Origin of the sequence: Algoriphagus aquimarinus (assembly GCF_900112005.1) — a bacterium.
Taxonomy (GTDB): Bacteria; Bacteroidota; Bacteroidia; order Cytophagales; family Cyclobacteriaceae; genus Algoriphagus; species Algoriphagus aquimarinus.
Window position 1 is genome coordinate 83,687 of record NZ_FOKK01000016.1, and the last position, 25,958, is coordinate 109,644.

Here is a 25,958-nt window from a genome sequence, read left to right on the forward strand (position 1 = left end):
TATAAGTCCAATTATTTAGTTTTTATTTTACTCATGCTTAAATATAGTATTTTGAGTGAGTATCAACAGCTTATTAAATACTAATTAAGTTTAGACGAGTTTATTTTTAAGAAAAGAGTCTTTAAATTGTAATGTATCAATCGATTTTAATCAAATTTGTGGAATGGAAGGCACACCGCAGGAAAAAATCAAGATCCTTTACGTAGATGATGAAGAAAATAATCTTCAAGCATTTAAGGCTACTTTTAGAAGAGATTACACAATTTTCTTGGCTATAGATGCGAATGTTGCGCGTGAAACCCTAGAAACTCAAGAAGTTGACATTATCATTACAGATCAAAGAATGCCAGGCGAAACTGGCGTGGAATTTTTAGAATCTATCATTCCTATTTATCCGCATCCTATCCGTATTCTATTGACAGGATACACAGACATCCAGGCGGTTATTGATGCGATCAACAAAGGACAAGTTTATCACTACCTGACCAAACCTTGGGAGGAAGATTACTTACGAACGGTGATCAAAAATGCTTTTGAAATCTATCAGCTTCGCCGAGAAAATGAAAAATTGACTCAAGCGCTGATCAAATCCAATGATCAGCTCGAATTTATCCTGAGACAAAACTTACTTTCATAAGTTAATACCTAGCAGCAAGTAATAGCTGCAATTCCTTATGGCTAATGCCAAACTTCCTACCCATATAGGCATTTGTTAAGCTCCCTCTATAGGTGTACACTCCCCTCAAAAACCATTTATAGTTGAAAATCATTTCTTCGGCACCGCCTAGGTCTGCCATTTGAAGGATGATAGGCGTAAAAATATTGCTCAAGGAATAAGAGGCAGTTCTTGCCACACGTGAAGCAATGTTGGGAACGCAATAATGAATTATATCATGAACTTGGTAGACTGGCTCATCGTGAGAAGTCATTTTCCCTGTCTCAATGCATCCTCCCTCATCAATAGCTACATCGATGATGATACTTCCGTGCATCATATTAGCCACCATTTCTTCAGATACTACAATTTTATTCCTCCCCTTTTCTGCTCGTAAAGCGCCGATGACCACATCTGCTTCTGACAGAGCCTGATTAAGACTGAAATTATCAATTGTTGAAGTATAGATCTGTTGACCAAGTAGCTGCTTGAGTCTTCGAAGTTTATAGATATGATTGTCAAAAACCTTAATGTTAGCTCCTAAACCCAAAGCGGTTCTGGCTGCGTACTCAGCAACAGTTCCAGCCCCTATGATCACTACTTGAGTCGGTGGGACTCCAGTCACGCCTCCCATGATCAACCCCTTACCATTGTTTTCGCTAGAGAGATACTCAGCCGCAATGAGCATCACTGTACTCCCTGCAATCTCTGACATTGCCCTCACTACCGGCATTCCTCCTACTTTGTCTTCCAAATACTCAAAAGCAACAGCGGTGATTTTCTTTCTATTCAGCGTTTGGATAAACTCTTGATCTTGACCCTCGAGCTGCAGCGCCGACATCAGGCAACTTCCCTGATTCATGTATTCTAGCTCTTCTTGCGTAGGCGGATCTATTTTAAGCACAACATCCGATTCAAAAACTTCTTTTTTAGAACTAGTCACTTTGGCGCCAGCATCAGAAAAATCCTGATCAGTGAATTTAGATTGTAGACCAGCTCCTGCCTCAACTACTACGCTGATGCCGTTGTTTGAAAGCAAACCTACCGATTCAGGCGTAATAACAATTCGCTTCTCCTGAGTGGATCTCTCTTTAGGAAGTCCCACCACTAGGGTATAGTCATTCTTTCTCACCTTAGCTGGCGATTCTTTTGGGATTAGTCCCACAGCAGTAAGTTGATCTATTTCAGCTGGCATCTTGGATATGTTGTAAGGTCAGGGTTCGTTGCGTTTCAGAATCGTTGATGATTCGAACAAGTAGAAATTTCTCAGGCAAAAATGCAGCTATTTTTTCAGCCCATTCTAACCAGCAATAATTTCCACTATAAAAATACTCTTCTATTCCGATATCCAAGGCTTCTGTAGGGTCATCCATCCTATAAAAATCAAAGTGGTAAAAAATTTCACCACCTTGATTTTCATAATGATTTACAATACCAAAAGTAGGACTGCTCACTTGGTCTGTGACTGAAAAGGCTTTGGAGAGAGCCTTTATAAGCGTGGTCTTACCCGCACCCATATCGCCTTGAAATATCCATACCTTTTCATCAGCAGCTGTTTCAATCACAACTTTCGCTGCCTTATCTATCTCGTCTAGCTCGTAAGTGAACTGGGTCAAATGCTCAATTATTTTGGTGACAAATGAACGATCGGAATGATCATTTCCTCCAAAGATACACCTCCATGCTGAAAAGTATCCTTGTAGAAGTTCACATAATAATTGTAATTATTCGGGTATGCAAAGAAATAATCCTCCACAGCAAACACATAAGTAGAGGAAACATTTAATCTAGGCAACTTCGCGTCCTCAGGTTTTTTGATTTCAAAGACTTTCCCTGCTTCGAAATTCAAGTTCTTCCCTTGCTTGTAGCGAAGATTTGTAGTTACATTTTTATCACCGATGATTCGGTACGGCTTGTTTACCCGCTTAGTACCATGATCCGTGGTAATAATCACTTCGGCTCCAGCGTCATGGATCTTTTTCAGTAGCTCAAACAAGGAGGAATGCTCAAACCAACTAGTCGTCAACGATCTATAGGCTGACTCATCTGGAGCCAATTCACGAATCATCTTCATATCCGTTCTCGCATGAGAAACCATATCCACAAAGTTATATACCAGAACATTCAGGTCATTCTGAAGAAATGTATGAAACTGCTCCAGGACTGCTTTTCCTTGATGTGTCTGAATAATCTTATTGTAGCTTGACTTAACTGGAAGTCTGTTTTTCTCCAAATTGATCTTCAACCATTCTTCTTCGAAATTATTTTTCCCCTCATCAGAATCTTCATCTTCCCAGAATTCGGGATGAGATTTGGCCATGTCCATCGGCATCATTCCGCTAAACAGTGCGTTTCTAGCAAACGCTGTAGTTGTTGGCAATATGCTATAGTAGGTACCCTTGTCTTTGATATTGAAATAAGGAGAAATAATAGACTCTATATCTTCCCATTGGTCCAATCTGAAGTTATCTATCACGATAAAGAATAGTGGTTTCTTCTCTTTGATATGAGGGAAAACTTTTTGCTTCATCACCTGATGAGAAAGTAATGGCTTCTCAGGGTTTTTCTCCTCCATCCAACTCAAGTAATTCTCTTTGATGAATTTGGAGAAATTTGCATTTGCTTCAATTTTCTGTGATTCTAACACAGGAAGCATGTTTTTATTTTCAGTGTCATCGATCTGCATTTCCCAATAGGTCAGCTTTCGATAGATATCTGCCCAATCTTGATGGTCTTCAGCATCATCAAATGCCATACTGATATTCATGAAATCCTGCTGGTAACTCTGCGTAGTACGCTCGTCAATCAACTGCTTGTTTTGAAGTAGCTTCTTTACAGAAAGCAAAATCTGGCTTGGATTGATAGGCTTGATCAGGTAATCGGCAATTTTCCCACCGATCGCATCATCCATAATGTGTTCCTCCTCACTTTTGGTGATCATCACAACAGGCACTTGAGGCTTCATCTGCTTGATTTGTTGCAGTGTTTCCAGGCCAGTCATACCAGGCATCATTTCATCGAGAAAAATTACATCGAAATTTTTCTGCTCTACTTCCTCTATGGCATCTACCCCGGAATTAACCGTAGTTATTTCATATCCCTTTTGTTCGAGAAAAAGAATGTGTGGTTTGAGCAAGTCGATTTCATCGTCTGCCCATAGTATCTTGAATTTTTGAGACATCTCAGGTTCCGTTTCTTTTAAAATTATAATTACTTTTGAGCCAAACAAAAAAGGCGTCCTTGAAAAGCCAGAAGATATTAAACGACCCGGTTTACGGATTTATCACGATCCCTAGCGAGTTGATTTTTACGATTATTGACCATCCTTATTTTCAACGATTGCGGAGAATAAAGCAACTGGGCTTGACTGATTTTGTCTATCCCGGCGCTCTCCATACCCGATTTCATCACGCGATTGGGGCGATGCATCTGATGAGCATTACGCTAGACAATCTACGAATAAAAGGCACTGAAATCACAGATGAAGAATATGAAGCGGCACTAATCGCAATTCTTCTGCATGACATTGGGCATGGACCTTTTTCGCATGCCTTAGAATATAGCCTCCTCAAGGGCGTACCCCATGAGGAGCTTTCCCTTTTAATTATTGAACTCCTTAATCAGGAGTTTGGTGGCAAACTAGACCTTCCTTTAAGAATATTTAAGAATAAGTACGAGCGAAAATTCTTTCATCAGCTGGTATCCAGCCAATTAGATATTGATAGGCTAGATTACCTGCAACGCGATTGTTTTTTCACTGGTGTTTCCGAAGGAACTATTGGTGCTGACCGTATCATCAAAATGATGGACGTGAAAAATGATCAAGTTGTAATTGAGGAAAAAGGAATCTATTCTATAGAAAATTTTCTAAGTGCACGCCGCCTTATGTATTGGCAAGTTTACCTGCATAAAACCACGGTCAGTGCTGAGAAAATGCTAATTAAGCTGATCCAACGTGCCAAATTTCTTCGTCAATCTGGAGATCATTTTACGGTGACAGAGGAATTTGACTTCTTTCTAAAGAATGACCCTACATTATCTGATTTCCGAACTAATCCGGACCTTTTGCGCTTGTTTCTCGAAATGGATGATTTGGATATCTGGGGCGCTGTAAAGCTTTGGAAAAATCACCCAGATTATGTGTTAAGAAATATTTCGCAGATGTTTTTGACTAGAAATCTTTTCAAGATCAATTTAACAAATGAGCCATTTTCACCAGAAGAAATAGCACATTTAAAAGAAAAGACCATAGCCAAACTTCAAATACCAAGTGAAGACCTTGACTATTTCTTCTCTCATGGCGCTGTGAGTAACTATGGTTACCTAGCCAAGGACAGAATTAATATTTTGACAAAAAAGGGAAAGGTAATTGATGTAGCTCAGGCTGCTGACCTACCGAATATAAAAGTCATGAGTAAAATCGTGGAGAAACATTACGTATGTAAGGCTAAAAGCCTAAATTTAAATTATTAACTCCGTTTATATTGTTTATGGAATTTACCCTCGGACAAGTTGCTGAAATCCTACAGGGAAAAGTAGAAGGCGATGAAAACCAAAAAGTATCGCGCTTGGATAAAATCCAAGAAGGTAAGGCTGGAGGAATAAGTTTTTTAGCGAATGAAAAATATACTCCTTTCATCTATGAGACAGCGGCTACAGCAGTAATTGTATCCAACACCTTTGTCCCTACCAAACCCCTGAAAACTAATTTAATTAGGGTTGAAGATGCCTACACAGGATTCACCATGCTTTTAGAAGCTTACGCTATGATGATGAAAAGCAGCGTAGTGGGAATCGAAGAACCTTCCTATATGGACTCTAGTTCTCAGATGGGTGAACATGCCTACCGCGGAGCATTTTCTTATATAGGGAAAAATTGCAAAATCGGAACGTCAGTAAAACTTTACAGCCATGTGCACATAGGAGATCGTGTGCAGATAGGTGATAATACTATAATTCATACTGGCGCAAAAATCTGTGCAGATACCATTATTGGTAATAATTGTGAAATCCATCCAGGAGCGGTCATCGGTTCAGATGGATTTGGTTTTGCACCGCAACAGGACGGCACCTACAAAGCAATCCCACAAATAGGAAATGTAATTCTAGAGGACAATGTAAGTGTAGGCGCAAATAGCACGATTGATTGTGCTACTATGGGATCTACGCTGATTAAAAAAGGCGCGAAAATAGACAACATGGTTCAAATCGCCCATAATGTAATCATTGGTGAGAACACGGTCATTGCTTCACAAACCGGGATTTCAGGCTCAACAGAAATTGGGAAAAACTGTGTAATAGCAGGTAAAGCTGGAATCGTAGGCCATATAAAAATCGCAGACAACACCACAATAGGTGCCAATACCGGCGTTAGTAAGTCTATCCCCACCCCAGGCACAACCTTATTTGGATACATTGGATTTGACATGAAAAATTTTCTCAAGTCCTATTCACTTTTCAAAAAGCTGGGCTCAATAGAAGACCGCATAAGAGAACTAGAAAAAAAGCAGTAAATTTGCAGCCTTTAGCTTGCTGAACGGTTCAAAAATCAGATGAAAGTAAAACAACACACCATTAAAAAACAGGTGGAATTATCCGGAGTGGGTCTCCACACGGGCGTCATTTCAAACATGACATTTCTACCTGCACCCCCAAATCACGGATATAAATTTCAGCGTATTGACCTGGAAGGCAGACCTACTGTAGATGCAGATTGCGACCTGGTTGTAGATGTATCTAGAGGAACTACCTTGGAACAAAATGGTGCTCGGGTATACACCGTAGAGCACGTTTTAGCAGCTTTAGTTGGATTAGAGATTGACAACGTGCTTATTCAATTGGACGGCCCAGAACCTCCTATTATGGATGGATCCTCTATTCAGTTTATAGAGGTTTTAGAAGAGGCTGGTCTAGAAGAGCAAAATGCACTTCGTAGATTCTACGAAGTACAAGAGAGTATCCAATATAAAGACACCGCACGCGAAGTAGAAATGGTAGCTCTGCCTACCGATAATTACCGCGTGACAGTGATGGTTGATTACAACTCCCCTGTTTTGGGAAGTCAGCATGCCTCTATCACTGACATCGGTCAATTCAGATCAGAAATTGCTTCGTGTCGTACTTTTTGCTTTTTGCACGAATTAGAAATGCTATATAACTCTAACCTCATCAAGGGTGGAGATTTGAATAATGCCATCGTAGTGGTGGATAGAATAGTAGAAGAAGCAGAATTAGTCAATCTGGCTAAGATGTTTAATAAGCCAAAAGTTGAAGTAAAGAAAGAAGGCATTTTAAACAATGTTGATCTTCGCTACCGAAATGAGCCAGCAAGGCACAAATTACTTGACGTAGTGGGAGATTTGGCTTTGGTTGGAAGACCGCTAAAAGCTCAAATTTTGGCAGCTAGACCAGGGCATGCAGCTAATGTAGCCTTCGCTAAAAAAATAAAGCGTGCTATGGAGAAGTCCTCGACTTCGCACATTCCATATTACGACCCAAGACTTCCTCCAGTAATGGATATCAACCAGATAAGCAGTATTTTACCGCATAGATATCCATTCCAGTTACTTGATAAAATCATCTATTTAGATGATACAGTAGTAGCGGGAGTGAAAAATGTAACTATAAACGAACCGTTTTTTATGGGTCATTTCCCTTCTAATCCAGTAATGCCAGGTGTATTGCAAGTAGAAGCTATGGCTCAAACAGGCGGTATTTTAGTATTGAGTACAGTGGATGATCCAGAAAATTACTGGACTTATTTTCTGGGAATCGAAAACTGTAAGTTTAGAAAAATGGTACTTCCTGGTGATACTCTAATTTTTAAATGTGAACTTTTGGCCCCGATAAGAAGAGGTATAGCAAAAATGCGTGGTGAGGCTTATGTCGGAAATACCCTAGTATGTGAGGCCGTAATGACAGCAAGCATAACCCGAAAAGAATCATGATCAGCCCATTAGCTCATATTGACCCAAAAGCAACAATAGGAAAAAATGTTCATATCGATCCATTCACTATGATCGGCGAGAATGTTACTATTGGTGATAATACTTGGATCGGACCAAATGTTACTATTTTTTCTGGTGCATCTATTGGAAAAAACTGCAAGATTTTTCCAGGTGCCGTAATAGCAGGAATTCCTCAAGATCTAAAATTCCAAGGTGAAGACTCTACTGTAATGATCGGTGATAACACGACTATTAGAGAGTGTGTTACAATCAGCAGAGGGACTGTAGAAAAACAAACAACCGTCATCGGAAGTCACTGCCTACTAATGGCTTATGTCCATGTAGCCCACGATTGTGTGATAGGAAGTCATGTCATTATTGCTAACTCTGTACAGATAGCAGGTCATGTTGCCATTGATGATTGGGCGATTGTAGGTGGATCAAGTGCAGTGCATCAATTTGTAAAAATCGGAATGCACGCTATGATATCCGGAGGCTCTTTGGTAAGAAAAGACGTGCCTCCATTCACTAAAGCTGCGCGTGAGCCACTTTCGTATGCAGGCGTTAATTCCCTAGGACTTCGAAGAAGAGGCTTTTCTAGCGAGTCTATCTCTCACATACAAGAGGTATACCGCTACCTTTTCCTTAACAGCATGAACAATAGCCGTGCATTGGAAGAAATTGAAGTTAATCTACCTGCTACCAAAGAAAGAGATGAAATATTGAATTTCATTCGCTCTTCTGAACGTGGTGTGATGAAGGGATACATCAATTAACTATGCTGAAAATCCACTTAGAAGAAGCTTCAAAGCGCTTCCAATACGAATGGATTTTTAAAAATCTAAACCTTGAGCTATCTCAAGGGAATTCCCTCGCTATAACTGGAAGTAATGGATCAGGCAAATCTACTTTGCTGAAATGCCTAAGTGGCTCGATCCCGATCTCCTCCGGGAAAATCGACTATATACTTGACGGAAAACCAATCTCAGAAACTGATTGGTTTTCCTATTTGAGTATTTCTGCACCTTATATGGAAGTGCCAGAAGAGTTCAGTCTGGAAGAATTACTCGATTTCCATTTCAAGTTCAAAAAGCCATTAGATGGGATTTCATCTAAAGAAATCATCGAGCAGCTCTACCTTTCTCAACACGCTTTAAAAGCCGTAGGACAATTCTCCTCTGGAATGAAACAGCGACTTAAATTAGGCTTGGCGCTTTTTTCTGATGTTCCTTTAATATTACTTGATGAACCCACTTCTAATCTCGACAAGAAAGGAATAGATTGGTATCAAGAAATGATGAGGGAATATGGCAAAAACAGAATTTTGGTGATTTGCTCTAATGAGCCGCGAGAATACACTTTTTGTGAACAAAAAATCACGCTCGAAGACTTTAAGTAAGTACTAGCTTTAAACTTAAATTCCTATCTTTAATTCTATAGGAATTAATTGTTAAGACCATGAAATCAAACTTTTTCAGATTATACATTTTGGCGTTTGCCATGATTGCAATTCAAAGTTGTGGTGGAGATGACCCTATGCCAGATCCGCCACAGAAGACGGCTGAGGAGACTGCAATTGAAGCCTTGACTGGAACCTGGGGATTGACCGGAGGAGGAACTGTACTTCGTGATGGAACTGCAGTCACTGACTTGTATACTGGATTTGAATTAGCTTTAAAATCAGGTTCTTCCAAAACTTTCACCTCCAAAAACAATAATGACCTTTTCGATACATCAGGCACTTGGAGTTTTGCAGGACTTAATTTCGATAAATTCATGCTTTCTGGCATCAAACCAGCCGCTGGAAGAGAGATCTCTTTTACTCGGAATAATGATAATTTGATTTTGACATTTACTATACCAGCTCCTAATGCTAGAGTCAATGGTGTTACGGCCGTAGCAGGAAGCTATACCTTTAATTTGCGAAAGCTGTAGATTTAAAAACCACTCGCACCAAAAAAAGGGAGCATTAATGCTCCCTTTTACTTTTTATTTTAAGGTCACTAAGGTGACTCCTGCTCCTCCTCGATCTGCATGCTCATCCTCCATATGCTGGACTTGGCTCATGTCTCTCAGGAAATTACGCGTCAAATCCCTTAGTATTCCGTTGCCCTTGCCGTGAACTATACGCAGATCTTTCAAACCCAGCATAAAACCTTCATCGACAAATGTCTGGATCAAGTGGAGAATTTCTTCACCTCTTTTACCTCTGATATCTAGATTGAGGGAATAATCCATCATTTTCTCATTGGTATTGTATCCACTTCGAGACACAGCAGCTTTCTTTTCCTTCTTGACTTCGCCTTGCGATATTTTCTCCAATCTCGATAGTTTAACCTTCGATTTGAGCTCGCCGATAGAAACCTCCAGCTCATTGCCTTTAATACTCAGCACTTCGGCTATGGCCCCATTGTCTTTCACTCGCACCCAATCTCCTATTGCGATCTTCCCTGTCAAGACCTTAATCTCTGGTGCTTTTACAATGTTCTTCTCAGGCTTTACTTTTTCCTTGAATTCTTCCAGATCCTTTCGAACCTGCTTCGTAGCTTCCTTCTCAGCCTTGCCTTCTTTGATCTCACGAATAGTCGCCTCAATCTTCTTGTTTGCTTGATCTAGCAACTGCTTAGCCTCCTGCTTTGCTTCTTGGATATACCGCTTTTTGGTATTTTCCATGGTCTCTTTCAGGTCATTGTATTCCTGAAGTCTCGTTTTCAGCAAGCGCTCCTTAGCTTTGACATCGGCGAGCAAAGTAGCGTACTGGTTTTTCTCATTCTCCACCTGCGTGAGCAATCTATCGTAGCGAACTCGCTCCTCACCGATTTGCTCTTTGGCATATTTCAAAATCTCCTTTGGGATACCGATTTTCGACGCTATCTCCAAAGCGAATGAAGAACCTGGCTTACCAATTTCAAGCTGATAGAGGGGCTCTAATTTATCCACATCATAGCGCATGGCACCATTCACCATTCCCTGATTCTTATTGGCGATTTGCTTCAAATTACCATAGTGGGTGGTGAGCACTCCATAGGCACCTAATTTATTCAATGCCAAAAGAATGGATTCAGCGATCGCTCCACCAAACTGCGGCTCCGTCCCTGTACCAAATTCATCAATGAAGAGAATGGTTTTCTTATTGGAGAATAGCGAAAAATGCTTCATACTCATCAGGTGAGAACTGTAGGTACTCAGGTCATTCTCCAGGTTTTGCTCATCACCTATATCGATAAAGAAATTATCGAAGAGTGAGCTTTTGGAATCAGGATGAACTGGTATCAATATTCCACACTGAAGCATATACTGCAGCAAAGCAACAGTTTTAAGTGTCACAGACTTTCCTCCGGCATTTGGACCTGAGATGACCAGCAATCGCTCATGGCCGCTTAGTTTCACATCAAGAGGGACAATACTTTTCCCTTGGGTCTTTAGCGCCATCTCCAAAATAGGATGCCTTGCCTTAGTCCAGGTTAATTGCCTTTCCTTGGTGATTTCCGGTCTGCAACTATCTGTCTTCTGGGCAAATTTTGCTTTGGCACGAATGAAATCCATCAAGCCAAGAAAATTAGTTGCCTTTCTTAAAGCTGGGATAGCAGGCCGGATTTTATCTGTCAGCTGAGTCAGGATCTTTATAATCTCCCGACGTTCCATGTATTCGAGATCTCGGATTTCATTATTGATATCCAAAGCTTCCTCAGGCTCCATGAAAACCGTCTGCCCTGTTGCTGATTCATCATGAATAAAGCCACGAAGTTTCCGCTTGTTTTCAGCAGCTACAGGGATCACTAATCTTCCTGACCGTACAGTAATAGCAGAATCCTCTGGCGTTAGTCCTTTCGCTCTGGCTTCTTTGAAAACCCGCTCCATTACTTTGCGCAAGCGGCTTTCTTCATAAATAATCTGACTTCTGATCAGCTGCAAGTCCTTACTTGCATTGCTTCGCATCTTGCCCTTTTCATCGATAATCAACTCGATGGCTTTGAGCAAGCTCATATCAAGATCCATCAGCAAGCCTAATAATTGGCTCAAGACAGGATAATCTTCTCCTCTTTTCTGGAAAAAAGAAACACAGCTTCTGAGTGTTTCCAGGGAAAGCTTTATCTCATAAAAATCCTCCACGTCAAGAAAAGCATTCTCCAACTTAGCTTTCTCTAAATAAGGGTTAAGGTTGGTGAAATTGGAAGAGGGGAAAAGCTCGCCTGAAATTAAGATGTGGCGAAATTCCTCCGTCTGATCTAGTAACTTGGTAACCAAATTATAGTCAGAAGAGAACACCAAGCGATCAACGTACTGCTGTCCAAGAAGAGAAGTACACTCCGTCTTGAGTAGCTCTTTAACCTTTAGAAAATTTACTTTTTGTTCGAGATTGCGTGGGTATAGCATTAGAATTGGTCTAAAACTCCTCCGGAAGATTCCCTTACTACTAAAGAATCAACCACACGAGAATAAATCTGCTCCATCTGAGCGGGATCTTGAAGGTAGTACAACATACTTTGTGTGAAAACTGAATCACTCACCTGATGTTTAAGAAAAACATCCATTTCAAGTAAATTATATAACACCTTAGATGAGTCGTAGGAAACAGGAATTGCACCCGTAAGCCCCTCAGTAATATGTATATCTATCAGTACCTCTACCATCTTATCCTCAGACAATAAACCTGCTGGCTTATTGCCAGATCCACAACTTCCTAGGGAAAGGAGGCAAAAACTTAGTATCAGAAATCTTTTCACAGCTCAAAATTAGGTTTTTTTAACGGAAAATCTCCCCACCCTTCATGTAACTGAAATTTTATAATTCAGCTTAGAAGCATAACTTAGGCCGTTCAAATCACCATTCATGAACGAATTATTCAGCAAGCTCAGAAAATACGAAGTCATGATCCGAAAGGTGGCTAATAATCACCTACAAGGAGAATACCAGTCGCTCTTTAAAGGGTCTGGATTGGAGTTTGACGATCTCCGTCCATACCAGTATGGCGACGACATTCGTACGATTGAGTGGAAGGTATCTGCTAAGGGACACGGAACTTTTGTCAAAACGTTTCGCGAAGACAAAGAACAGTCGGTTTTCTTTCTTTTAGACATCAGCGGTAGCCAGGATATTGGTCAGCCAGGAAACAAGAAGATCGATCAGGGAAAGATCATCGCAGGTGTATTGACTTTGGCCGCAGTATTTGAAGGAAGTCAAGTCGGACTGATCAGTTATTCGGATCAAAAGGAAAAACTGATCCTGCCTTCGAAAGGTAGCAAGCAAGGTGTGAAAATGATTCGTGGCATATTTAACCATGAAAACAATTCTTTGAAAACAGATTTGAACTCCATGTTCATGTTTGCACTGAATTTGATCAAGAAAAGAGCTGTGATCGTGATCATTTCTGACTTCATTGATGAAGGATATGAGCGGCCATTCAGAGCGCTTGCAGAGCGTCATGATGTCGTGGCAATACAGCTTACAGATCCTCGTGAGTCAGCTTTGCCTTCATTGGGAATTATTCCTGTTTTTGATAAAGAAAAAGGGAAAACTACTTGGGTGAATACTGCCTTTGGAAGCTTTTCTAAAAAAATTGCAGATACCTTTACTTCCGAGCGAGAGCATTTAAAAACTATTTGCAAAAAGAACCAAATAAACTACCTAGCTATCGATACCACTCAGGACATAGTAGGTCCACTTCTAGAGTTATTTAAGTACCGAAACAAAAGCATGAAACGTGGGTAAAGCGCTCAAACTCTTTTTATTTCTCCTGATTCCAGTTCTGAGCAATGCTCAGCAAATCACCGTGGATGGCTACTTCATGCAGGATTCAGCCAAGCTAGGTGAGCGTGTAGGTTATGTGTTAAAAGCGTCCTACCCCGAGTCGGTTCAGATTATATTTCCAGATTCTACGTTTGATTTTTCTCCGTTGGTTTTACTGGAAAAGAAAACATTCATATCTCATACAGAGGAGAGTATCACTCAAGATAGCACGGTATATTATTTATCTAATTTTTCGCTAGATCCAAGTTCTTACTTGACTTTGCCAGTGTACGAACTGGCACGATATGACAGTATAGTTCACTATCCTCTGGAAGCTGAACTCAAGTTGAAACTTACGTTAGATAGTATTCCTGAGCAGTTGGTGTTTCAGGAAAACAACATCTATCAGACACTTGAAAAGTCCTTCAATTGGATTATCATCGGAATAATTCTTGGAGTTATTCTAGTTCTGTTAGTAGTACTTTACTTCCTTTTTGCAGATAAAATCCAAGAGTATTGGAAAGAAAGAAGAGAGAAAAGACGCTGGGCTCAATTTGAAAAAAGATGGAAAACTCAGACTGCTCTGCTATCAGAAAACCCATCTATTGAAGCAGCTGATGAAGTCATTGGACTTTGGAAAGGCTATATGGAAAGCATCACTAAGCTTCCGGTAAAGGAGTGGACATCTAGCGAAATCGGAGAAAGAATGGATAACGTAGAGATCTTCAAAGCTCTCCGAGCAATCGATTTGATTATTTACGCAGGTGAGTCTTCGAAAAGTGAGGAAGCTACTACCTATTTATTAGAAGTGGCAAGAGAAAATTATCAGGAAAAACAAACCAAAACCACCCATGAGAGAGCAGCTGTCTGAATTCTTTAGCTGGTCTTGGTTTCAGCCTGAGACCTTCAAAAGCTACGAATGGCAAAATCCGATTTTACTGAATCTGATCTGGATTATTCCTGTGGTCATGCTTTTCAGGACATTCGTCAAATTCCTGAAAAACCCAGTATTGGAACTTTCCCTACCGAAACGTGTAGCAAACAACAATCCTTGGACATATTTACGACTCATACCTGCAGGCTTCTTTTACCTATTCCTGATCATGCTAGTCGTGGCTTTGGCTCGCCCGCAGCGAAGTAATGAGCGCGTAGAGCAATTTACAGAAGGCATAGACATCATGTTGGTATTGGATATTTCGGAATCCATGGACTTACAGGATTTCACGCCTAATCGACTCGAAGCAGCCAAAGCAACGGCTATTGAATTCATCAACGGCAGAGTTGGAGATCGAATAGGAATGGTTGTATTCGCTGGAGAAGCTTATTCCCTCGCTCCATTGACCAATGATTATGAATTACTCACTGACCTTGTCAATGAGATTTCTTTTAGCATGATGGAAGCAAAAGGAACAGCTATAGGTTCTGCATTGGCATCAGGGACAAACCGAATGAAAGAATCGGAATCTGCATCGAAAGTCATGATTTTATTGAGTGATGGTGAGAGCAATGCCGGAAATGTGGACCCACTTTTTGCAGCAAACCTAGCCTCTGCCTTGGACATTAAGATCTACACCATTGCGATGGGCAAGGATGGACTCGTTCCTTACGGCACAGACTTCTTTGGTCGACCTCAGATGGTAGAAAGTTACTTGGATGAATCCACCTTACGAGAGATAGCTAAAATTGGAAATGGAGAGTTTTTCAGAGCTTCTGACGCTGGAACTTTAATTTCGATTTTCGATAGAATTGACACCCTGGAGAAAACCGAAGTGATCGAAAACCGCTACAAGGAAACAGCAGATTACTATAGAACTTATCTCTTCTGGGGTTTGATGTTTTTCTTCGTTTGGTTAGGTCTTAAGAGTAGTTTCTTAAACAATTTCCTTTTGGATTAATCATCAATCAGCAAAATTTCAGGTCTGCAATTAAAAATAAGATGATATTAGTCACATTTGAGGCTTTCACTTATCATCTGAAGAAATGTGAAAACAAGCTTAGTTTGCATAAAGCAATTTCTTATGCAACTACCAGCCGAACTACTTAAAAAATACAATAGTCAAGCTCCCCGATACACATCCTATCCTACTGTCCCTCTGTGGGAAAATAACCTGGATACTTCCGAATGGAGTGAACTTGTAAAAAAGGCATTTCAGGAGTTTGGAAGTGAAGAAGGCATATCCATTTATATTCATTTGCCCTTTTGCGAGAGCTTGTGTACCTATTGCGGATGCAACAAGCGGATCACAAAAAACAATGGTGTCAAAGATCCATATATTCAAGCCCTGTTAGCTGAATGGAATAAATACAAGCTGATCTTTACCGGAAAGCCAAAAATTGCGGGGATACACCTTGGCGGAGGAACCCCAACATTCTTTGAACCATTCTATCTTCAACACCTGATCTCGTCTCTACTTGATGGCGCTGAAATCACAACTAACGCAGAGTTTAGCTTTGAAGGCCATCCTAACAACACAACTTTTGAACACTTAAAAACTCTCCATGATTTAGGTTTCGATCGTGTCAGTTACGGCATTCAAGATTTTGATGTACGGGTACAAACGGCAATTCATAGAATGCAGCCTTTCGAAAAAGTAAAACATGCCACTGATTCCGCACGGATTTTAGGCTACACATCCATCAATTATGATTTAATCTATGGTCTGCCACATCAAACCGTAGAAACCATGGGGGAAACTTTCAGTAAGGTTTATCAATTAAGACCGGATCGTATTGCATTTTATAGTTACGCACACTTAACTAGTGCATTTCCTGCACAGAAAAGCTTCGAAAAATTCCTCCCGAGTGATTCAGAAAAGAGTGATTTATATGAATTTGGAAGATCACTTTTGCTGAAAATGGGATATGTGGAAGTTGGGATGGATCATTTCGCTCTACCCAATGATCCCCTTACTCTGGCCAAAAACAACGGTGACTTGCACAGAAATTTCATGGGATATACCACGTTGCCTTCTAAAATCCTTATTGGATTAGGAGCCAGCAGCATTAGCGATATCTACTACGCTTATGCCCAAAATGAAAAGCACATTAGTAAATATGAGTCCTTCGTGATGAAAGATACTTTTGCAATTCAGAAAGGGCATTTTCAAACTAAGTTGGATATTATAGTTAGGGAGGTGATTCAAAATTTGATTTGTAGAAAGCTGGCTAGAATCCCCAGAGAAGTTTCTGAGAGACTTTCAGATGATCAGCTAATGACCCTCAAAGACATGGAAAAGGATGGGCTTCTAGCTATTAACGATGATGAAATCACTGTATCCGAACCAGGAATGAAAGTTATCAGAAATATCTGCTCTCAATTTGATCTTAGGCTAGCAGAAAATCAAAGCAAAAAAGTTCTATTCAGCAAAACGATTTAAGGACACATGGTAATCTCTACCTGTGCACTTCCATAATCAAACACTTGAAGATTCGGGCTAAAGAAAACCCCTAAGCCAAGTCCACGAAAAATAAAAAGTATACCTATCATAGCCCCTAGGTAAGGAATAGCTTTCTGAAAATTTTGTCTGGTTTTGAGGGAAATTAAACTTCCAGAATACATCAATACAAGTAGCATGGGGATCGTTCCAATCCCAAAAAAGAACATGTAAGTAGCACCTAAAAATGGACTTTGAAATGCTAGAGCAGCCACAAGAGCCATATAAACCATTCCGCAGGGCAGAAGTCCATTAGCCAAACCAGTTGCGAAAAAAGCAAAGGCTCCACCAGCTTTTAGAAATCGATTCAGTTGCCTCTTGATCCAAATTATTATGCCTGACAAAGCTGGAATTGTTAAAAATCGATCAGCATTTTTATAACTAAGGGCCAAAATCAATATTAGAACACCCATGGCAATCGAAAAACCTTGCTGCACTCCCGCCAAAGATAAAGAGAAGCCTAAACTTCCTACGATCAAGCCAAGCATGGCATAGGTAAGGCTTCGGCCAATATTGTATAGGATTTTGTGATAAAAAAAAGAGGAATTGTTTTTACCTCCCACAGCCAGAGCAATCGGTCCACACATTCCAACACAATGGAATGAGCCAAGAAAACCTAGCAAAAAGGCTGTCCAGAGCATTTAAATAGTTATTTTTTTCTCCTCGTAATAATCTACTCCATCCACATTCCAGCTGAGTTTCACTCTCCAATAGCCCGATTTCAGCTGAAGGAGTGACACCGAAGTTTTCCCGATTTCTGTGACACTCACCGCTAATTCCTGATCCAATGATGAATCGGATGGCCTAAATAAGTGCAGCATAGCTTCGCTGCCGTTAGGCAAGTCTAAAAGCACTGATTTATTCTGCGCATCATAGGAGATTACCTCTTTGTCCAGACTGGACGCCTGATTAGTTTGGTCTATTCGGTCTTGATACTTTATTTCTTCCTCGTAGTAGTTTTCAGTGACTAACTCTATACCGTCCATCCTCACCGATATCACCACCAAAGTCATGATCAGCGCTACAAAACCTATAATTGTCAACAATATTCCTTTTCCCCAATCCATCTTTCCCTTCTTTAATAAATTAGATTTATTTTATTGGTGCAGTGAAATTTGTTTCAATCTGATCAATTTCCTCCCCATTATGAAATAGTGCCAAATCCACTTTTTCCTGATTTAATTTCACCTCATTCTGATTCCTTACCAAGAAGAACCTGCCTTCATACTTCGATTGTGGTTCCAGTATCAGATGTTGAGCGCCTATGATTTCTACGTCCATCCCTTCAGCAAGTGACTTCAACTCTACTTCCTGCGATTCAAACGTTTTATTGATCAAGGTGATTTGATACAGATTAGTCACCATTCCATCCTCCCGTTCTTGATACGTCATCCCAGGATACCTGGTCACCGTAGCCGAAATATCATCTCTAGTAGCTATTAGCGATACAAACGCGATCGTTAGCAAAACCAGTACTGCGATGTAAATCTTAACTTTATTTGTTATCAGTTTTTGAAAACCTTGTTGAATACTATTCTCGGAGGCGTACCGGATTAAGCCAGTTGGCCGATCCACTTTCAACATTACCTCATCACAGGCATCAATACAAGCAGTACAATTCACGCATTCCATCTGAATGCCATTTCGGATATCTATTCCAGTAGGACAAACCTGAACGCAGAGTGTACAATCCACACAATCCCCTTTGTTTTCATTCTCCTCCTGATTTTTACGAATAGGTGATCTAGGTTCTCCTCGAACGTAATCATACATTACGTTAATGGAATTGACATCCAACAATACCCCCTGCAATCTTCCATATGGACAAACCACCAAACAGGCTTGCTCTCTGAACCAGGTGAACACGAACATGAATATTCCAGAAAAAGCGAGCAAACCCATAAACCCCGCCATGTTGGCTGAAGGGGGCTGAGTGACTATCGTATACACTTCCTTCACTCCAATCAGGTAGGCCATCACCAAATGCCCTATCATCAATGAAATAATTGCGAAAACCGTAATCTTACTTGTCTTCTTTATTACTTTTTCGGTATTCCAAGCTTGAGCATTTAGCGCTCTTTGCTGATTTGCATCACCTTCGATTGCATATTCTATTTTCCTAAAAACCATCTCCATGAATAGCGTCTGAGGACATGCCCAACCGCACCAGACTCGCCCAAAGGCTACAGTGAATAGAATAATAAAAACGAAAAAAATAAGCAATAGAAAAATGAGGAGATAGGTATCTTGAGGCCAAAATACTGCTCCAAAAATGATGAACTTTCGCTCAAAAATATTGAATAATAACCATGGTCTTCCATCCACTTGGATGAAAGGCCCTGCGAATAAAATTGCGAGAAGGAACCAGGAGAAATACGTTCTATACTTGTAAAATAAACCTTTTATCTTCTTCGGGTAAACCCAGTTTCTTTTCCCATCATCTTGGACTGTTGCCAACGAATCGCGGAAAGTATCTGGATTCAAATGTGGATTCTTCTTTGCCATAATAGATACAAGGCTTTAATTCTACCGGGAACATTTGTCCCCGGTAGTTAAACGTTTATTCGGCAGGCGTCACTACAGCAGTAGTATCAGCCGCAGTCATTGATTCGGCAGGTGCTTCACTCTCACTAGTAGAGCCACCTGAATACAACTCACCCTGTGGATCCTTAGGAGCTGCTGGGGTAGTCCCTTGCAGACTGAGAATATAACTCGACACCTCTTGAATTTCTTTAGGATTCAATTGATCCTCCCAAGGAACCATTCCTTTTTCAATCACTCCGTATTTTACTACTGCAAATACATCTTTGATGTCACCTCCATGAAGCCAATACTTATCTGTAAGATTCGGGCCTACTCCGCCGCCGCCGTCAATAGCGTGACAGGCCGCACAGTTTGCTTCGAAGATAGTTTTACCAGCTCCAAGTGCAGGGCCAGAATCATCTAAGGTCACATTAGTCTCATCTATACTAGCATCAGCGGTAAGACTTCGAGATTCAGCAGCTATAGCCTCTATCCTCAACTCTTCTTCATATTCCTCTATGCCAGTCATACCAATACCGAAAACCGTATAATTCGCATAATATCCTACGGCAAATACGATGGTACCAATAAAGACATATTGCAACCAAGGAGGCATAAAATTATCCAGTTCTTGAATCCCGTCATAAGAATGATCTGACATCAATTTCTCGTGAGCTTGCTCCTCTTCTATATCTCCAGTGACAAATCGCTCTTTGAATGAATCCCACCAAGATGGCTCCTCTGCCAACGCAGGATTTTCCTTACGGAAAACAGCTGAAATAAAAGACATCAAATAAATCATCAATATCAATAGCAGAATAATCACGCCTATGATGACACCTATGATGATCAGCAATGCCATTTGATTAGAATCCATTGACATCATTCCCCCAGAGGAGGCTTCAGTTTGAGCCCATGCCGAAGGAGAAACCATCAGGCCAATGAGGGCAAAAAGGGTTAAGTATTTTTTCATGGCTGTGTGTTGGTTAATTCGTTGTCATCATCCATTGGTAAGGAACTCATATGATCTACGTAATCCTTTGGGATTCTAATCGCCCATATAGCTATACCTATGAAAAACAGGACAAATATGACTAGAGAAATAATCGGAAATATTTCTATGTCTTCGATCGATCTTAATACTTCTTTGTACATGATATATCTGATTATTTACTAGTTGACTCTCCTTTAATATCTGTCCCCAAACGCTGTAAGTAGGCAATCAAGGCTACTATCTCAGTATTTGGCATTACAGCAACACCAGCATCCTTCAGACCGGCAGCTATCTTCGCCGCTTGAGCTTCTAAATCCGCAGATGCCTGTTGATCATATCCCTCCGGATAGGGAACTCCCAGCTTCTGCATAGTTCTGATTTTTGCAGGTAAATCTGAATAATCAAGCTCAGCTGTAACCAACCAAGGATATGGAGGCATCAGTGAACCTGGAGACATACTTCTAGGATTTTCCATATGGAAATAATGCCAGCTATCTGGATACTTGCCTCCGATACGATGTAAATCTGGACCAGTACGCTTAGAACCCCATAGGAATGGATGATCGTAGACGAACTCCCCTGCTTTGGAATATTCCCCATAGCGCTCGGTCTCAAATCTAAATGGACGCACCATCTGAGAGTGACAGCCTACACAACCATTTTCTATGTAAATATCTCTCCCTTCAAGTTCCAAAGCGGTATATGGTTTCACCGAACTGATCGTAGGGATATTGGACTTCACCAGAATAGTAGGAACAATCTCCACTATACCTCCAATGGAGATCGCTATAGTAGCCAAAACAGCAAAGAATACAGGCTTTCTCTCCCATGCTCTATGCCAGAACTCACCTTTAGGGTTGTAGTTTCTAGCGAGTGCCGGAGCCTGATCCTCCTCCTCTTCCGCGAATTGTCCTTGTTGAGCAGTCTTAATCATATTGTATCCCATAAGGATAGCCCCACTCACATACATTAATCCACCAAAGGCTCTCAACATATACATTGGAACCAATTCCACTACTGTCTGAAGAAAATTGCCATAAGCCAATTTGCCCATCTCATCAAATTCTCTCAACATCAAGAACTGAGTCAACGCAGCAACATACATTGGTAGAGCGTAGAATATGATCCCCATCACACCTAACCAAAAGTGAACATTGGCAAGCTTAGTCGAATATATCTTAGTTCTAAACAATCTAGGCCACATCCAGTAAAGCATACCGAAGGTCAAGAAACCATTCCAACCAAGTCCGCCTACGTGCACGTGTGCAATAATCCAATCCGTATAATGCGCTATGGCACTTACACTTTTAAAGGAAAGCATTGGTCCCTCGAAAGTCGCCATACCATAAGCTGTGATCGCCACGACCATGAATTTCAGTACTGGATCAGTAGCTACTTTATCCCATGCACCACGCAAAGTCAGCAGACCATTCACCATGCCACCCCAAGAAGGAGCTAAGAGCATCACTGAGAAAACTGTCCCAAGCACTTGGGCCCATTCAGGCAAAGCAGTATAAAGCAAGTGATGCGGTCCAGCCCACATGTATAGGAAAATCAAGGACCAAAAGTGAACAATAGAGAGCTTATAGGAGTAAACTGGTCTATTCGCAGCTTTCGGAAGGAAATAATACATCAATCCTAGGAAAGGAGTAGTCAGGAAAAATGCAACTGCATTATGACCGTACCACCACTGAACCAACGCATCCTGAACCCCTGCGTAGGCGGAGTAACTTTTCATAAAGCTAACTGGTAGCTCTAAGGAATTAAATATATGCAACACTGCAACCGTAAGGAAGGAAGCTAAGTAAAACCATATGGCTACGTACATATGTCGCTCTCTTCGCTTAAGAATAGTAGCAATCATATTCACCCCAAAGGCTACCCAAACCACGGCAATGGCAATATCTATTGGCCACTCTAATTCAGCGTATTCTTTGGAAGAAGTAAATCCTAAAGGAAGTGTAATTACCGCGGCTACAATTATGAGTTGCCAGCCCCAAAAGTGAAACCAACTGAGACTTTTGTTCCACATCGCAGCCTTGAGAAGTCGCGGCATGGAGTAATAAACTCCCGCAAAAATCGCATTACCAACGAATGCAAAAATCACAGCATTAGTGTGAAGTGGGCGAATACGCCCAAATGTAGTGTAGGGATTTCCTAGGTTGGCTGCAGGTAAAAATAACTGTGTGGCTATTAATACACCGACTAGCATCCCTATTACACCCCAGATAATAGTAGCGGCTCCAAAATACTTGACAATTTTATTGTCATAGTAGAACCTCTCCAGAGTAGTGTCATTCATAGGATTTTTGTTTTGTTGATGGATTCTTTTTGGTTGATTTTTTTGGAGGATTCTCAAAGAGAATTCTCACGGAAGGAGTATAATCATCGTCGAACTGCCCACCTTTCATTGCTTTGAAAAACAAAAAAAGAAAAGTACCAGCCAGTAGAAGACTAATCGCAATTAATAGAAAGATGACCTCCATATTAGCTAGGTTTTAGGTTAAATAGACCTCTCCTCCAAGCCACTGCATTAGTAGCTAGCGAAGTGAAAACCACCACCGAAATACTACTCAGTGGCATTAAAATAGCGCAAATCACTGGACTCAATAGACCTTGAACAGCCAGAGTAATTCCAACTGCATTGTATAGAAAACTGAGAATAAAACTTGCCTTAATGATTAATCTACTTGATTTGGCAAAGCCCAAAAATGCTGGAATCATTCCAAAAACGTCGGAATCCAATATAGCATCACTTGCAGGTGAGAAATGACTGACCCGATCTGAAACAGCCACACCTACTTCACTTTCTTGCAAAGCTCCTGCGTCATTTAAGCCGTCACCGATCATCAATGTATGCCGAGAAATGTTAAGATTCTTGATATAGGAAAGTTTATCTGATGGGCCTCGTTTAAAATTAAAACTTATGCCCTCTCCTAATTTCTCTTCCAGAGAAGTTTGCTCGTGGGAATAATCTCCAGAAAGCACATGCAGCTGATAGTCTGATTTCAGACTTTTCACCACATGCTCAGCGGAGCTTCTCAGACCTGATTCTATATGGAAATATCCAATTTCTAACTTCTCAATAGTTAAGAAAACAAGGTTTCCTCCTTCACTTTCTACAACAGATCTATACCCAGTAAATTCTGGAGATCCCAAACGAATTACCTGACCTTTGAAAATTGCCTCTATACCTCCGCCTTTAATTTCTGCTACATGCTCAAGTGCCATTCCATCTTGCAAGCCTAACCAATGATTGATTCGATTGCTTAAAGGATGTGTGGAGCGTTCCACCATTGATTTCAAAATTGTGGCAGTTTCCGTAGAAAGAGACTCACCATAATAAGTAATTTTAGCATTCGCAGGATCAGTCAATGTTCCCGTTTTATCAAATACGATCGTATCTATCAATGCCATACGCTCAATGACACTCGCATTTTTCAAATAGAATCTACATTTCCCAAAGATTCTCAATGTATTCCCTAAGGTGAATGGCGTGGACATTGCCAACGCACATGGGCATGCAACTATAAGTACAGAAGCAAATGTTTTAACAGCCAGAGAAAAATCGAGAAATGACCAATACGCGAAGGAAGAAAAAGCAATTGCCAAAACTACCCACGTAAAGACTCCGCTTATTTTTGATGCCAAAGGCTCAAGCAATCGATCTTTGTTTTTAGCAAAAGATTCATGGTTCCATAGATCCGTCAAATAACCCTGAGAAGGTGATTTCTGAATAGTTAGCATAATAGGTTCACCTATTTGGCGACCTCCAGCATAGATCAATTCTCCCTTTTGCTTGAATACTGGGATTTCTTCTCCGGTGATAAAGCTGTAATCTACATTAGCCTGGTCACTAAGCAAAAGGGAATCCGCAGGGATTAATTCCTCATCCCTCACCAAAATCACATCACCTACCTGCAACTTAGAAAGTGGAATAACCTCTTCACGATTATGAGACATTTTGGTCACGGCTATAGGGAAATAGGATTTGTAATCCCTATCAAATTCAAGAGTTGCAAATGTTTTCTGCTGATAAAGCTTACCAAGCAAAAGGAAGAATAACAGTCCACCCAAGCTATCCATAAAACCAGCCTGATTATTAGCAAAAATTTCCCATAAAGAATAAAAAAATAATGAGATAATCCCTAATACGATTGGGACATCCATATTGATTCGCCATTGCTTGATAGAATTCCAGGCTGATTGATAATAATCACTTGCGGCATAGGACACCACAGGAAGAGCAAGGACTACGTTTAAATAACTAAACAATCCTCTAAATCCTTCGTCGATAAGATCTGCTTCTGAAAAATATTCAGGTACGCTAAAGAGCATCATATTTCCAAAGCAAAATCCTGCCACGGCAAGTCTTTTTACAGTTCGCTTGTCAACTGCATTAGGCATTTTTTGCTCCAAATTAGATAGACTAATCTTCGGTTCATAACCAATTGTAGCAAGAAGACTAACCAGCTCTTTCAAGCTGATTTTGTCATTTTTAAATTTGATTTGGACTCTCTTCTTAACAAAATCAACTCTACTGGAAAGAATACCAGAATGAACATGAAACAGATTTTCCAAAAGCCAAATACATGATGCACAATGGATTATCGGAATAAAAAAGGTAACATGACTTTCATGCTCATTCTGAAAATCCAAAAGATTCAATTGAGTATCCGAGTCATTAAGATAGTCAAATCTATTCGTAGAGCCTGTTTTAGACTTTTGGCTACCACCTGGATATGCTTCCAAGGTGTAGTAATTACAAAGTTCATTTTCAGAGAGAACTTCATAAACCAACTTACACCCTTGGCAGCAGAAATTCTGATCATCTACTACCAGCTGCACCCCCTCACAGTCCTCACCACAGTGAAAGCAAATGACAATATTCTGCTTAGGTAGCTTTGAATGCATTGTTTTAAAACTTACTAATCATCCTAATAATTATAAAGACCTCAATTGCTTTATCCCATTATAACCAAACAACTAGAATAATCAAATTACGTCTAGCGGAGAGGTCTTTAAATGCAACAACTATCGCCCTATTTGATTCAGCAAAACTACACGAGGAAAACGTGTAAGCACTTGAGGTAAGTCCTATAAAAAACTGACAAAAATCATATTTCTATAACATGATCTGAAAAGATAATCAAGACAATACAAGGACAAAAACCAAATTCATAACTGTATCGGATGAAATTCAATACCATGGAAGACTAATAAGCCTCAAAACATGGAATTGAGTCAAAATAATAATCAATTGATAGTTATAATGGCTTCAATGGCATTTGGTAAAGTAGAATTCCAAAGAATAACTAAGCCTAAGTATCGCAAAATAAAATAAAAATTAGCTCATAAAACCCATACATCCCTATTTCCTTACCCCACATGTTAGAGTAAACGAGTGTATTTTCGTTTGTTAAGGTGGGCTACGTTGCTGGGAGGATGGTCTATAAAAAGGCTATAAAACCAAAAAGCCCTTTGGAATGAACCAAAGGGCTTGAATAAATGAGGCGGCGACCTACTCTCCCGGGTGTAACCCCAGTACCATCGGCGCTGCAGGGCTTAACTTCTCTGTTCGGGATGGGAAGAGGTGGGACCCCTGCGCTAGGCCGCCTAAATTGTAAGACTTCAGTAGCTAGTAGCAAGTAGCAAGATCTCTTTCGTATCTCAAC

24 protein-coding genes and 1 rRNA gene are annotated in these 25,958 nt (G+C 40.5%); 11 read left to right on the forward strand and 14 right to left on the reverse strand.

Going from position 1 to position 25,958, the window contains the following annotated elements; all coding sequences use genetic code 11:
• Positions 1–163 precede the first annotated feature (163 nt).
• Positions 164–637, forward strand: coding sequence for a response regulator (locus BM291_RS17545; protein WP_092899850.1), 474 nt, complete (start codon positions 164–166; stop codon positions 635–637).
• A 1-nt stretch (position 638) separates the two neighbouring features.
• Here BM291_RS17545 and BM291_RS17550 read toward each other — a convergent pair whose 3' ends face one another.
• The 3 genes from BM291_RS17550 to porX are packed head-to-tail and all read right to left on the reverse strand — an operon-like array spanning position 639 to position 3,836.
• Complete coding sequence (locus tag BM291_RS17550) at positions 639–1,850, reverse strand: alanine dehydrogenase (RefSeq protein ID WP_092899852.1); 1,212 nt, start codon at positions 1,848–1,850, stop codon at positions 639–641.
• The gene (gene tsaE, locus BM291_RS17555) at positions 1,840–2,271 is read right to left on the reverse strand and encodes a tRNA (adenosine(37)-N6)-threonylcarbamoyltransferase complex ATPase subunit type 1 TsaE (RefSeq protein WP_217647342.1); all 432 of its coding nucleotides are present in this window, start codon (positions 2,269–2,271) and stop codon (positions 1,840–1,842) included. The genes BM291_RS17550 and tsaE overlap by 11 nt, the downstream gene beginning before the upstream one ends.
• Before the next feature lie 8 nt (positions 2,272–2,279).
• Positions 2,280–3,836 (reverse strand): T9SS response regulator signal transducer PorX, encoded by a 1,557-nt coding sequence (gene porX, locus BM291_RS17560; RefSeq protein ID WP_092899856.1) that lies wholly within the window; start codon positions 3,834–3,836, stop codon positions 2,280–2,282.
• Between the two features lie 59 nt (positions 3,837–3,895).
• On the opposite strand from porX, the gene BM291_RS17565 reads away from it, so the two are divergent.
• The 6 genes from BM291_RS17565 to BM291_RS17590 are packed head-to-tail and all read left to right on the forward strand — an operon-like array spanning position 3,896 to position 9,537.
• The gene (locus BM291_RS17565; protein ID WP_092899858.1) at positions 3,896–5,128 is read left to right on the forward strand and encodes an HD domain-containing protein; all 1,233 of its coding nucleotides are present in this window, start codon (positions 3,896–3,898) and stop codon (positions 5,126–5,128) included.
• Positions 5,129–5,145: 17 nt separating this feature from the next.
• The gene (gene lpxD / locus BM291_RS17570; protein ID WP_092899860.1) at positions 5,146–6,168 is read left to right on the forward strand and encodes a UDP-3-O-(3-hydroxymyristoyl)glucosamine N-acyltransferase; all 1,023 of its coding nucleotides are present in this window, start codon (positions 5,146–5,148) and stop codon (positions 6,166–6,168) included.
• 39 nt (positions 6,169–6,207) lie between these two features.
• Entirely contained in the window at positions 6,208–7,602 is a 1,395-nt protein-coding gene (locus BM291_RS17575; protein WP_092899862.1) for a bifunctional UDP-3-O-[3-hydroxymyristoyl] N-acetylglucosamine deacetylase/3-hydroxyacyl-ACP dehydratase, read from the forward strand.
• Entirely contained in the window at positions 7,599–8,378 is a 780-nt protein-coding gene (gene lpxA, locus BM291_RS17580) for an acyl-ACP--UDP-N-acetylglucosamine O-acyltransferase (protein WP_092899864.1), read from the forward strand. The genes BM291_RS17575 and lpxA overlap by 4 nt, the downstream gene beginning before the upstream one ends.
• A 2-nt stretch (positions 8,379–8,380) precedes the next feature.
• Positions 8,381–9,001, forward strand: a complete 621-nt coding sequence (locus tag BM291_RS17585) for an ABC transporter ATP-binding protein (RefSeq protein WP_092899866.1) — start codon at positions 8,381–8,383, stop codon at positions 8,999–9,001.
• Positions 9,002–9,060: 59 nt separating this feature from the next.
• The gene (locus BM291_RS17590) at positions 9,061–9,537 is read left to right on the forward strand and encodes a hypothetical protein (protein ID WP_245786908.1); all 477 of its coding nucleotides are present in this window, start codon (positions 9,061–9,063) and stop codon (positions 9,535–9,537) included.
• A gap of 54 nt (positions 9,538–9,591) precedes the next feature.
• On the opposite strand, the gene BM291_RS17595 is transcribed toward BM291_RS17590, so the two are convergent.
• Both BM291_RS17595 and BM291_RS17600 read right to left on the reverse strand, forming a co-directional pair.
• A complete protein-coding gene (locus BM291_RS17595) occupies positions 9,592–11,979 on the reverse strand; it encodes an endonuclease MutS2 (protein ID WP_092899870.1) in 2,388 nt (795 codons plus the stop codon).
• Positions 11,979–12,329 carry a DUF4296 domain-containing protein gene (locus BM291_RS17600; protein WP_092899872.1) on the reverse strand — a complete coding sequence of 117 codons (351 nt, stop codon included), beginning with the start codon at positions 12,327–12,329 and terminating at the stop codon, positions 11,979–11,981. The genes BM291_RS17595 and BM291_RS17600 overlap by 1 nt, the downstream gene beginning before the upstream one ends.
• Positions 12,330–12,435: 106 nt before the next feature.
• Between BM291_RS17600 and BM291_RS17605 the strand changes: the two genes are divergently transcribed.
• The 4 genes from BM291_RS17605 (at position 12,436) to hemN (ending at position 16,709) form a co-directional block, all read left to right on the forward strand.
• On the forward strand, positions 12,436–13,314 hold the full coding sequence (locus BM291_RS17605) for a DUF58 domain-containing protein (protein ID WP_092899874.1): 879 nt from the start codon (positions 12,436–12,438) through the stop codon (positions 13,312–13,314).
• On the forward strand, positions 13,307–14,203 hold the full coding sequence (locus tag BM291_RS17610) for a hypothetical protein (protein ID WP_092899876.1): 897 nt from the start codon (positions 13,307–13,309) through the stop codon (positions 14,201–14,203). Before BM291_RS17605 ends, BM291_RS17610 begins: the two co-directional genes overlap by 8 nt.
• Positions 14,184–15,227, forward strand: a complete 1,044-nt coding sequence (locus tag BM291_RS17615) for a vWA domain-containing protein (RefSeq protein ID WP_092899878.1) — start codon at positions 14,184–14,186, stop codon at positions 15,225–15,227. Before BM291_RS17610 ends, BM291_RS17615 begins: the two co-directional genes overlap by 20 nt.
• 123 nt (positions 15,228–15,350) lie before the next feature.
• Positions 15,351–16,709 (forward strand): oxygen-independent coproporphyrinogen III oxidase, encoded by a 1,359-nt coding sequence (gene hemN / locus BM291_RS17620; RefSeq protein WP_092899880.1) that lies wholly within the window; start codon positions 15,351–15,353, stop codon positions 16,707–16,709.
• Here hemN and BM291_RS17625 read toward each other — a convergent pair.
• The 9 genes from BM291_RS17625 to rrf form a co-directional block, all read right to left on the reverse strand.
• Positions 16,706–17,407 carry a sulfite exporter TauE/SafE family protein gene (locus BM291_RS17625; RefSeq protein ID WP_092899882.1) on the reverse strand — a complete coding sequence of 234 codons (702 nt, stop codon included), beginning with the start codon at positions 17,405–17,407 and terminating at the stop codon, positions 16,706–16,708. The two genes, hemN and BM291_RS17625, sit on opposite strands and share 4 nt — an antisense overlap.
• The gene (locus BM291_RS17630; protein WP_092899884.1) at positions 17,408–17,833 is read right to left on the reverse strand and encodes a FixH family protein; all 426 of its coding nucleotides are present in this window, start codon (positions 17,831–17,833) and stop codon (positions 17,408–17,410) included. It abuts the gene before it with no gap.
• 25 nt (positions 17,834–17,858) lie between these two features.
• Positions 17,859–19,271: a cytochrome c oxidase accessory protein CcoG gene (gene ccoG, locus BM291_RS17635; protein ID WP_092899886.1), complete on the reverse strand. Its 1,413-nt coding sequence runs from the start codon at positions 19,269–19,271 to the stop codon at positions 17,859–17,861.
• A gap of 55 nt (positions 19,272–19,326) precedes the next feature.
• A complete protein-coding gene (locus BM291_RS17640) occupies positions 19,327–20,262 on the reverse strand; it encodes a cbb3-type cytochrome c oxidase N-terminal domain-containing protein (RefSeq protein ID WP_092899888.1) in 936 nt (311 codons plus the stop codon).
• Positions 20,259–20,444: a CcoQ/FixQ family Cbb3-type cytochrome c oxidase assembly chaperone gene (locus tag BM291_RS17645; RefSeq protein WP_092899890.1), complete on the reverse strand. Its 186-nt coding sequence runs from the start codon at positions 20,442–20,444 to the stop codon at positions 20,259–20,261. Before BM291_RS17645 ends, BM291_RS17640 begins: the two co-directional genes overlap by 4 nt.
• A gap of 11 nt (positions 20,445–20,455) precedes the next feature.
• Positions 20,456–22,585, reverse strand: a complete 2,130-nt coding sequence (ccoN, locus tag BM291_RS17650; protein WP_092899892.1) for a cytochrome-c oxidase, cbb3-type subunit I — start codon at positions 22,583–22,585, stop codon at positions 20,456–20,458.
• Positions 22,578–22,769, reverse strand: coding sequence for a cbb3-type cytochrome oxidase assembly protein CcoS (ccoS, locus tag BM291_RS17655; protein WP_092899894.1), 192 nt, complete (start codon positions 22,767–22,769; stop codon positions 22,578–22,580). The genes ccoN and ccoS overlap by 8 nt, the downstream gene beginning before the upstream one ends.
• Before the next feature lies 1 nt (position 22,770).
• Complete coding sequence (locus tag BM291_RS17660) at positions 22,771–25,197, reverse strand: heavy metal translocating P-type ATPase (protein WP_092899896.1); 2,427 nt, start codon at positions 25,195–25,197, stop codon at positions 22,771–22,773.
• Positions 25,198–25,791: 594 nt separating this feature from the next.
• A 5S ribosomal RNA gene (gene rrf / locus BM291_RS17665) occupies positions 25,792–25,903 on the reverse strand.
• Positions 25,904–25,958: the final 55 nt, after the last annotated feature.

Coding starts and splice junctions, on each gene's coding strand:
- BM291_RS17545 (WP_092899850.1), top strand. CDS start 164: ATGGAAGGCACACCGCAGGAAAAAATCAAGATCCTTTACGTAGATGAT.
- BM291_RS17550 (WP_092899852.1), bottom strand. CDS start 1,850: ATGCCAGCTGAAATAGATCAACTTACTGCTGTGGGACTAATCCCAAAA.
- porX (WP_092899856.1), bottom strand. CDS start 3,836: ATGTCTCAAAAATTCAAGATACTATGGGCAGACGATGAAATCGACTTG.
- lpxD (WP_092899860.1), top strand. CDS start 5,146: ATGGAATTTACCCTCGGACAAGTTGCTGAAATCCTACAGGGAAAAGTA.
- BM291_RS17575 (WP_092899862.1), top strand. CDS start 6,208: ATGAAAGTAAAACAACACACCATTAAAAAACAGGTGGAATTATCCGGA.
- lpxA (WP_092899864.1), top strand. CDS start 7,599: ATGATCAGCCCATTAGCTCATATTGACCCAAAAGCAACAATAGGAAAA.
- BM291_RS17585 (WP_092899866.1), top strand. CDS start 8,381: ATGCTGAAAATCCACTTAGAAGAAGCTTCAAAGCGCTTCCAATACGAA.
- BM291_RS17590 (WP_245786908.1), top strand. CDS start 9,061: ATGAAATCAAACTTTTTCAGATTATACATTTTGGCGTTTGCCATGATT.
- BM291_RS17595 (WP_092899870.1), bottom strand. CDS start 11,979: ATGCTATACCCACGCAATCTCGAACAAAAAGTAAATTTTCTAAAGGTT.
- BM291_RS17605 (WP_092899874.1), top strand. CDS start 12,436: ATGAACGAATTATTCAGCAAGCTCAGAAAATACGAAGTCATGATCCGA.
- BM291_RS17615 (WP_092899878.1), top strand. CDS start 14,184: ATGAGAGAGCAGCTGTCTGAATTCTTTAGCTGGTCTTGGTTTCAGCCT.
- hemN (WP_092899880.1), top strand. CDS start 15,351: ATGCAACTACCAGCCGAACTACTTAAAAAATACAATAGTCAAGCTCCC.
- BM291_RS17625 (WP_092899882.1), bottom strand. CDS start 17,407: ATGCTCTGGACAGCCTTTTTGCTAGGTTTTCTTGGCTCATTCCATTGT.
- BM291_RS17630 (WP_092899884.1), bottom strand. CDS start 17,833: ATGGATTGGGGAAAAGGAATATTGTTGACAATTATAGGTTTTGTAGCG.
- ccoG (WP_092899886.1), bottom strand. CDS start 19,271: ATGGCAAAGAAGAATCCACATTTGAATCCAGATACTTTCCGCGATTCG.
- BM291_RS17640 (WP_092899888.1), bottom strand. CDS start 20,262: ATGAAAAAATACTTAACCCTTTTTGCCCTCATTGGCCTGATGGTTTCT.
- BM291_RS17645 (WP_092899890.1), bottom strand. CDS start 20,444: ATGTACAAAGAAGTATTAAGATCGATCGAAGACATAGAAATATTTCCG.
- ccoN (WP_092899892.1), bottom strand. CDS start 22,585: ATGAATGACACTACTCTGGAGAGGTTCTACTATGACAATAAAATTGTC.
- ccoS (WP_092899894.1), bottom strand. CDS start 22,769: ATGGAGGTCATCTTTCTATTAATTGCGATTAGTCTTCTACTGGCTGGT.
- BM291_RS17660 (WP_092899896.1), bottom strand. CDS start 25,197: ATGCATTCAAAGCTACCTAAGCAGAATATTGTCATTTGCTTTCACTGT.